The organism is Limnochorda sp., from assembly GCF_047459355.1.
In the GTDB taxonomy this organism is placed as follows: Bacteria; Bacillota; Limnochordia; order Limnochordales; family Limnochordaceae; genus Limnochorda.
In genome coordinates this window covers 1-7,492 of record NZ_VSCV01000048.1, presented here as the reverse complement: position 1 = coordinate 7,492, position 7,492 = coordinate 1, and the positions used below count along the sequence as shown (strand labels likewise).

General features: G+C 67.9%; 7 protein-coding genes. All 7 read right to left on the bottom strand.

Going from position 1 to position 7,492, the window contains the following annotated elements:
• Positions 1-762, bottom strand: a 762-nt coding sequence (locus tag FWJ67_RS10330) for an ADP-ribosylglycohydrolase family protein (RefSeq protein WP_414482784.1), incomplete at its 3' end; no start/stop codon positions are given.
• The gene (locus tag FWJ67_RS10325; RefSeq protein ID WP_414482414.1) at positions 759-1,838 is read right to left on the bottom strand and encodes an ADP-ribosylglycohydrolase family protein; all 1,080 of its coding nucleotides are present in this window, start codon (positions 1,836-1,838) and stop codon (positions 759-761) included. The genes FWJ67_RS10325 and FWJ67_RS10330, both read right to left, overlap by 4 nt.
• A gap of 37 nt (positions 1,839-1,875) precedes the next feature.
• Positions 1,876-2,862 (bottom strand): ADP-ribosylglycohydrolase family protein, encoded by a 987-nt coding sequence (locus FWJ67_RS10320; protein ID WP_304172214.1) that lies wholly within the window; start codon positions 2,860-2,862, stop codon positions 1,876-1,878.
• 116 nt (positions 2,863-2,978) lie between these two features.
• The gene (locus FWJ67_RS10315; protein WP_414482415.1) at positions 2,979-4,271 is read right to left on the bottom strand and encodes an ABC transporter substrate-binding protein; all 1,293 of its coding nucleotides are present in this window, start codon (positions 4,269-4,271) and stop codon (positions 2,979-2,981) included.
• Between the two features lie 95 nt (positions 4,272-4,366).
• The gene (locus FWJ67_RS10310; protein WP_304172218.1) at positions 4,367-5,230 is read right to left on the bottom strand and encodes a carbohydrate ABC transporter permease; all 864 of its coding nucleotides are present in this window, start codon (positions 5,228-5,230) and stop codon (positions 4,367-4,369) included.
• 1 nt (position 5,231) lies between these two features.
• Positions 5,232-6,107: a carbohydrate ABC transporter permease gene (locus tag FWJ67_RS10305; protein ID WP_304172220.1), complete on the bottom strand. Its 876-nt coding sequence runs from the start codon at positions 6,105-6,107 to the stop codon at positions 5,232-5,234.
• Positions 6,107-7,183: a LacI family DNA-binding transcriptional regulator gene (locus FWJ67_RS10300; RefSeq protein ID WP_304172222.1), complete on the bottom strand. Its 1,077-nt coding sequence runs from the start codon at positions 7,181-7,183 to the stop codon at positions 6,107-6,109. Before FWJ67_RS10300 ends, FWJ67_RS10305 begins: the two co-directional genes overlap by 1 nt.
• Positions 7,184-7,492: the final 309 nt, after the last annotated feature.

Genomic DNA, 7,492 nt, shown 5'->3' with positions numbered 1-7,492 from the left:
GGCACTGGCCAAGAGGCCGAAGGCGAGGGCGGTCGCCTCGGGCGCCATGTCGGCCCAGACGTAGTACGGCACGATCACATCCTGGTAGAGCTCATCGATGGCCTCAAAGGGATCAACGTACTTCCGCCCGATGGCCACCGCCCGCTGGATGGTCCGGTACGACCAGGAGTCCTCCGGCATCGCGGCCAGACCCGCCTCGATGACCGTCTCGGGATCGTCGGCCACCATGGCCTGGGCGACCGCGGCGGCGACGGCCTGGGCGCAGTAGATGCCGTCCCGGTGGTGGCTCACGCTAGCGTCGATGGCCGCCAGCCTCGCCGCCTCCTCGGGCGAGCCGGCACAGGCCACCCCAACGGGGGCGATCCGCATGGCGGCACCGTCGCTCCACATCTCGTAGTTGTACCGGCCGCTGAAGGGCGCGCTCAGCCCTCGCCGGAGGTTGACCACCGCGCAGATCTCGCTGAAACCGCCCTTCTGGAACTCCTGCTGGTGGATCAGGGTCTCGGTCCACTCCCGGGCGACATCCTCCGGCTGCAGCTCTTTGCCGTACTTGAGGAGGATCTGGGCGGTCAGCATGGCGTACTCGGTGTCATCGGTGCCCGCCGGCTCGTCGGTGAGAAAATCGGTGATCCGCCCGTAGGTCTTCCGGATGGTGGCCGGGTCGCTCCCTTCCGCCGGAGCCCCCAGGGCGTCGGCCACGGCCAGCCCTGCCAAGGAGCCGTATCCCCGCTCGAACAGATCGGTCTTGGTTCCTGCGCTCATGCTTCCTCAGCCCCTCCTTCCGTCCGACCGCTGGCCAGCGCTCCCAGCTGGCCTGCCACCTCCTGCACCGAGACCCCTGCCATCTGGGGCAGGCAGATGCCCTTGCACCGGTCGGCCCAACGCCGCCAGCTCTCGGGGATGGTGGATGCGCCGTAGACCACCCCGTACAGCGCCCCCACCCAGGCGGGCATCGACTCCGCCGCCCGGTGGAACATGTTGGCGAAGAGGAGGGCCTCCTGGACCGACTCCAGCTCCAGGGAGAGAAGGGCCAGGGCCAGGGGCACCGTCTCCGGCGCCACGTTGGGGTAGTTGTAGATGGGGCTGAGGAACTGGTCGTGGAGGTTCACCAGGGCGTCGGCCAGGCTGGTCCCCCGGGGCACCAGCTCCAGGGCCCGCTCGGTGTTGTAGGCGAGCCACGATCCCGCCGGCATGAACCGCCGTGCCGTCTCGATCATCTCGGGGATGCTCGCCCCGGCCAGCCCTACGGCCAGCGCGGCCGCCATGGCCTGGGCGGCCCAGATCCCATCCTCCGCCGAGGTGACCGACGCGTCCCGCTCCACCACCGCGGCGGCCGCCTCTGGCTCGCCGGGATGGACCAGCCCGATGGGCACCGCCCGGCGGACGGCCCCATCGTCGAAGTGATGGGGGTTGTCGTTGCCGGTGGTGGGCGGCACCAGGCCCCGCTTGAAGTTCTCCATGGCCGCCCGCTCGCTCACCCCGGAGCGGATCTCCCGCTCTAGCGGGAGGATCTCCTCCTGCCAAACCCGCTGGTACACATCGGCGGAGGGGGCCCGCCCGTGCTTGATGAGAATCTGGGCGCTGAAGAGGGCCCACTCGGTGTCGTCGGTAGGGCAGACCTCCAGGACCCGGGGGTTGCGGGCGATGACGTAAGGCATCTGGGTGACCAGGATGTTGTGCTGGTCGCCCACCTCGGTCCAAATCCGGAGCCGGGCCCGACTCTTGGGCCGGCCGAGCAGGGTCCGGTGGTACATGGCCGGAAAGCCCAGGGCGTCGCCTAAGGCCAGCCCGGCCAAGCTCCCGTAGATGCGGTCGAAGAGATCAGGCTGCGGTTGCACGCCGTTCAGCTCCTCCTGGAAAAGGTCGCCACAGGGCTCACTGGATCAGGCCGGCTAGCGCTTCGGCCAAGCTGACCAGGTCCTCTTGGGCCGCGAAGCGCAAGGAGACGCCCGCCGGCCGGCGGACGGCCTCGATCCACTCCCTGGGGATCACCTCCGCGCCGGCTCGAGCGCCGCTCACCGCGCCGACGATGGCGGCGATGGTGTCTGCGTCGCGGCCGAAGTTGGCCGCCCAGAAAAGGCCCGTGTGGAAGTCTGCCCCCGTGAGGCGGATGATGGCGTACGCCTGGGGGATCGCCTCGGCGCTGACAGAGTGCAGAGGCGTCCAGAAGTCGTCGTGGAGGCTCCGCCAGGCCTCCTGAATGGAGCCCTTCTCGTCGCAGAGGGCCATGGCCCGGCGCATGGCCCGGCCCAGCCAGCTCTCCTCGGGGATCTGGGCGAGCCCTGCCTCCACAATCTCCTCTGCGCTGCCGCCCACCATGGCGACCGCGACGCTGGCGGCCACCGCCTGCGCGGCGTGGAGCCCGTCGCCCGCGTGGCTGATCTCAGCGTCGATGGCCGCCAGGCGGGCCGCCCGGTCCGGGTCTCCGGCCGCCACGATCCCGATGGGAGCGGCCCGCATGGCAGCCCCGTCGTCGTTGTTCATGACGTTGTCCATGCCCGACAGGGGCGGCTGCATCCCCCGGCTCAGGTTGTACGCGGCCCCGTGGATGGGCCGGCCGGCCCGGTCCTGCACCCCGCCCTGCTGGAGGACGTACCGGTGCCAGGCCTCCAGGACCCCCTCCCGGGTCAGCTCGCCCCGGCCATCCACCAGCATGCGGGCCGTCAAGACAGCAAACTCCGTGTCATCGGTCCCGGCGACCCCTTCCGGCAGGTGGGTGATGATGCCGTACCGGTTGCGCAGCTCCTGGTCTCGCCCCGCATCCCCTAGGGCATCGCCAACGGCCAGCCCCAAGAGGCAGCCCACACTCTTGGAGACAGCCAGAACCCGGTCTTGGACAAGTCGTTCACGTTCGGTTGCCATGGTCGCTTCCTCCTCGGCGGAACAGGGGTGCTCGGCGAGCTCTGGCACGCCGGGCCAGCTTGGCGCTGGCGTGAGCGCGCCGCGCTCACGCCAGCCGCCTTCTGGGGAGCGGCTCCCTAGCGGTACCGCTCCAGGATCCGATTGCCTTCCCGCTCGATGCGCTGGACCAGCGTGGCCTCGTCGATGCGGTCGTAGAAGTACTCCTGCAGCAGGGGGTTGAGCACCTTAGACCGCACCTCTTCGTAGCCGGGCACCACCTGCCAGTTGGCCATGGAGAGGGAGGCGGCCGAAGCGCTCACCACGTCCCACCCGTACTCCTCCGTGGTGAAGACGGGCAGCTCCAGGGAGGACTGCCGGGTGGGCAGGAGCCAGTCGTTGTAGGCCAGCCGCGCCATGTTCTCGGTGGTCATCATGAACTCGATGAACGCCATGGCCTCCCGGGGGTGCTTGGACGCCGCCGGGATGCTCAGGGTCTGGGAGACCGCGCCCTGCCGCGCGCTGGTCGCCTTGGGGTGCGGGAGCACGCCCCAGCGGAAGCTGTCCGAGGCCAACGCAGCCAGGTCATGGCGGGTGAAGGCGCCCACACCGGGGATCATGGCGTAGCGGCCCTGAAGGAAACCGGCCATCAGCTCGGAGCTGCTCAGGCCCACGCCCTCCGTGGCCATGGAGCCATCGACGTACATCATGTCGTGGAGGAGCTTGGGCAGAGCCAGCTCATCCTCGCCAACCCGGAGGACCCAGCGGCCGTTCTCCTGGTAGAAGAACTGCCCGTCAAAGGCCATGCTCAGGTTGAGGATGCGGTTGGCCGGGCTCCGCAGGGGCAGGCCCGCACCGTACTGGTCGATGCGTCCGTCGCCGTCCAGGTCCTTGGTCAGGCGCTTGGCGATGGCCCGCAGCTCGTCCCAGGTCATGGGCTCGCTCGGGTCGACCTCGATCCCTTCCTGCTCAAAGAGATCCTTGTTGTACAGGACGATGAAGGGCTCGACAATGTACGGCACGCCGTAGATGGCCCCGTCGATGGAGACCGTCTCCCAGAAGTTGGGGAGCACATCGTTGCGCAGGTCATCGGAGATCAGGGGGGCCAGATCGGTCAGGTAGCCCATCCGGCCGAAGTCGAGCATCTGGGGTGACTCGTAGTGGAAGACGTCAGGCACATCCCCCGTCTGGAAGGAGGTGACCAGGTAGTCGTGGATGGAGCCCCAATCGACCTGCTGGTACTCCACCTGGATGTTGGGATGGGTCCGGTTCCACTCGGCCACCAGGGCTTTCACCGCCGCGATGGCGTCCTCTTGCCAGGCCAGGCTGACAAAGCGCAAGCGGACCGGCTCCTGAGCCGAGACCAACGGGGTCGCTGCGGAAACGACCAGCAGCAGAGCAAGCGCTACGGCCAGATAGCGTGCTGTCCTCATCAGACCTCCCCTTTCTGTGCCGGGCGTCTGGATGCAGACACCAGTTCTTCCGTCGCCGGGTGTGCCTGGGACACGCGTCAGGTCCACACCGGGGCCTACTGCTTCAGGCTCCCTGCCATCAGCCCCGCGATCAGCCCCCGCTGAACGAAGGCGAAGACCGCGAGGGCAGGCAAGGTCGCCAGGACACTTCCGGCCGCCAGGGGCCCCCAGCGGACGAAACCTTCCACGCCTCGGAAGCGCGCCAGGTTGACCTGGATCGTGAGGAGCTCCGGCTCCTTCAGAAGGACCAAGGCGAAGAAAAACTCGTTCCACGCGGTGATGAAGGCGTACATCCCCGTCGCCACCAGCCCTGGAATCATGAGCGGGATGAGGATGTGAATCAGGATCTGGGTGCCGCTCGCCCCATCGACCGCGGCCGCCTCTTCCAGCTCGACGGGCACCGACCGCACGTAGCCGAAGAGCATCCACAGGACAAAGGGCAGGTTGGCCACAACGTAGACCAGACTCAACCCCGTATGGGTGTTGGTCAACGACAGGCCCGCCAGGATGATGAAGAGCGGCACGATGATGAGGATGTGCGGGAAGGTTTGGGTGGCGAGGATCCAGCCCCGGAAGAGCTTCTCGACCAGCCCTCCCCGCCGGGCGGTGACGTAGGCGGCCGGCGCGGCCACGGCCAGGGTAGCCAGGGCGGCGACGAGGCTCACCTTCAAGCTGTTCTTGACGCTCTGGAAGATGCCCTGAGTGAAGAGGGCATCCCGGTAGTTCGCCCAGTGGAGGCCCTGGGGCCAGAAGGAGGTGGCCATCACGACCTCCCCTTGGGTCTTGAAGGAGGTGAGGACCAGCCAGAAGAGGGGGAAGGCCATGAAGACCACATAGAGCATGAGCACCAGGAAGAGCCCCGTTCGCACCAGCCGCCTCGTCCAGACCGGACGGGCCCTGCTCAACAGAGGACGGGCCATCCTACGCCACCTCCCGGCTCGACCGCCGGACGTAGAAGTAGATCAGCACCAGCATGGCGAGCACCATCACGTTGCCCAGGGCCGCCGCGTAGCCCAAGTTGCCGTAGCGGAAACCCTCCTCGTACGCGTAGAGCATGGGCAGCCGGGTGGTATCGCCCGGACCCCCTTCGGTGAGGACGTAGATCAGGCCGAAGGAGTTGAAGTTCCAGATCAGCTCGATGGTGCTCAACGCCACGATGACCGGCACCAAAAGCGGGAGCACCACGTGCCAGAACTGGCCCCAGCCGTTGGCGCCGTCCAGAGCCGCCGCCTCCTTCAGTTCCTGGGGGATGGTCTGCAAGGCGGCCAGCAGCATAACCGACGCCAGGGGCAGCCCCGCCCAGATCCCGACGACGATGGCAGCCGGGAGGGTCCAGGTGTAGTCCCCCAGCCAGTTGATGGGCGTCTCCAAGAGGCCCAGCTGGATCAGGGTCCGGTTGAGGAGCCCGACGGTGGGATGGTAGACCATCCGCCAGACCAGCCCCTTGACCACCGGCGGCATGGCCCACGGGATCAAGATGAGCACCCGGGCCAGGCCCTGAAGGGGGAGCCCCGCGTTGAGGAGGAGGGCCAGCCCCAAGCCCAGGATGATCTCACCGGCGGTGACGGCGACGGCCCAGATGGCCCCCGTCTTGAAGGAAGACCAGAACTTGTAGTCCGTCAGCATGTACTGGTAGTTGTCCAGGCCGGTGAACTGAGGCTCCCGGGGCCCCAGGCGGTAGTCGGTGAAGCCCAAGGACATGCCCTGGAGCAAGGGGATCACCGAAAGGAGAAGAATGGGCAAGACCGCTGGAATGAGGAGCCAAAGGGATGGTCCGGTGCGGGCTTTCCCGTGCATCAGCCCTGCCTCCCTACATTCGGGTCCTGGTGCGGCGGGCCGACCCGCTCCACGCGGAGCAGGCTGGTGGACTCCCGCACGATGAGCCGCGGGAGGACGGTCACCCGCTGCCACTCCCCCTGCGCCCGCCCCTCGATCCGGTCCAGGAGGAGCTCCCCCGCGATCCTCCCCCGCTCGGCGGCCAGGAGGGTGACCGTCGACAAGGTGGGGGTGGCGATGCGGCAGAGGTCGATGTCGTCCATGCCGATGACGGCCACGTCGTGGGGCACCCGGATGCCCCGCTCCCGGAGCCGGCGCAGCACGCCGATGGCCATGGCGTCGTTGGCCGCAAAGACCCCATCCAGGTCGGGCGCCTGCTCGAGCAGCCGGTCGATGGCCTCATAGCCGCCCATGATGGTAAAGTCGCTCTCCACCACCAGCTTGGGGTCGTACTCCATGCCCCGGCTGGCCAAGCCCAGCCGGTACCCCTCAATCCGGGAGGTGGACGGGACGGTGCCCTGCACGCCGTTGATGAACCCGATCCTCTGGCAACCCAGATCGATCAGGTGCTCAACGGCCAGCTTGGCCCCCACCTCCGACTCCACCCGGACGTTGTCGACGGGCGTCTCATCGGGGACCCGCCCGATCACCACCACCCGGCCCTGAACAGGCTCCAGGGCCCGGAGGAAGGCCTGGCTCACCGTGAGGGAGGTGATGATCAGGCCGTCAATCCGGTTGCCGGCCAAGGCCCGCAGGGCCCGGAGCTCCTCCGTCTGGGACCCTTCGGTGCTGATCAGGGAGAGCCACCACCCGCGGCGGGCGGCCACCTCGTGAACCGCCTTGGCGATGGCCACGTAGACGGGGTTGCCGATGTCCGGGACGGCCAGGGCGATCTCGCCCACGTTCCCCGTCTTGAGGCTTCGGGCCGTGTGGTCGGGGACGTAGCCCAGCTGAGCCACCGCGTCCAGCACCCGCCTCCGGGTCTCGGGGGACGTCCGGGGGTGGTTGTTCAGCACCCGGGAGACGGTCGCGGGCGAGACACCAGCCAGCCGGGCAACTTCTTGGATGGTCCCCCGCTTGCTTGATCGCCGCGCCACCACGAGCCACCTCCCGGAACGTATATGTGGAATCGATTACATGCCCATTTTACGCAGGTTATAGATTCCTTTTTATGTAGTCGTTACCACAGTCATCATTCGCTCTCGGAGGGTGGTTTCCTCCATGACCCCCGAACGAGACGGCCAGAGCCGGCCTGGGAAGGAGAGGCAATGAATGGCCTGGGGGCGGGAAAAGGCGGCGGAGCCGCCCGGGCACGTCCCGGGCGGCTCCCAGGTGGGGACGGTTAACTCCAGAGCCGATCGTGGGCCCAGGTTTCGTTCCACCCATCCGTCGGCTCCCACAGCCCG

Bases quoted from the DNA above. Each gene is read 5' to 3' on its own strand.
- FWJ67_RS10320 (WP_304172214.1), bottom strand. From the start codon at position 2,862: ATGGCAACCGAACGTGAACGACTTGTCCAAGACCGGGTTCTGGCTGTC.
- FWJ67_RS10315 (WP_414482415.1), bottom strand. From the start codon at position 4,271: ATGAGGACAGCACGCTATCTGGCCGTAGCGCTTGCTCTGCTGCTGGTC.
- FWJ67_RS10310 (WP_304172218.1), bottom strand. From the start codon at position 5,230: ATGGCCCGTCCTCTGTTGAGCAGGGCCCGTCCGGTCTGGACGAGGCGG.
- FWJ67_RS10305 (WP_304172220.1), bottom strand. From the start codon at position 6,107: ATGCACGGGAAAGCCCGCACCGGACCATCCCTTTGGCTCCTCATTCCA.